We start from the raw sequence: 543 nt of genomic DNA on the forward strand, positions 1-543 counted from the left end.
CTGCAGCATCAGTCTCTAGCACAATCAAACCAGCAATTGGATGCCAAAGTTCAACATCTTTCCATTCTCACGCAAAAATATGAGCATGAACTGGCGCTGTTTAAAAAGCACAAATTCGGCAGTAAAAACGAACATCTCACCGCAAAACAAATCCATCTGTGGGACGAAGCGGTTGAAGAGGATATCGCAGCAGTTGATTTGGAACTGGAGCGGCTGAATGCAGATAAAACCGATGCAGCGACAGAGAAAGCCACAGTCAACAAACCTAAACGTCGACTGCTGCCGGATCATCTACACACCATCCGTATTGAGCATGAACCTGCATCAACCCAATGCAGTTGTGGCTGCCAGTTACGTCGTATCGGCGAAGATATCAGTGAAAAACTGCATTTCAGACCGGCACAGTTCTATAAGGAACAGCATGTGCGTGGCAAATGGGTCTGTGATCAGTGTGACACCCTGACTCAGCAAGCGATGCCCGCCTATGTGATTGATAAAGGCATTGCTTCACCTGAACTGCTCAGCCATGTGCTGGTATCGAAG

At 47.5% G+C, this 543-nt stretch carries 1 protein-coding gene; it reads left to right on the plus strand.

Annotated features, from left to right (window positions below; translation table 11 throughout):
* The coding region (locus D7V20_RS19470) for an IS66 family transposase zinc-finger binding domain-containing protein (RefSeq protein ID WP_171407873.1) at window positions 1-543 on the plus strand (543 nt) is incomplete at both ends.

The sequence above is a fragment of the Acinetobacter rongchengensis genome (assembly GCF_003611475.1).
Taxonomy (GTDB): domain Bacteria; phylum Pseudomonadota; class Gammaproteobacteria; order Pseudomonadales; family Moraxellaceae; genus Acinetobacter; species Acinetobacter rongchengensis.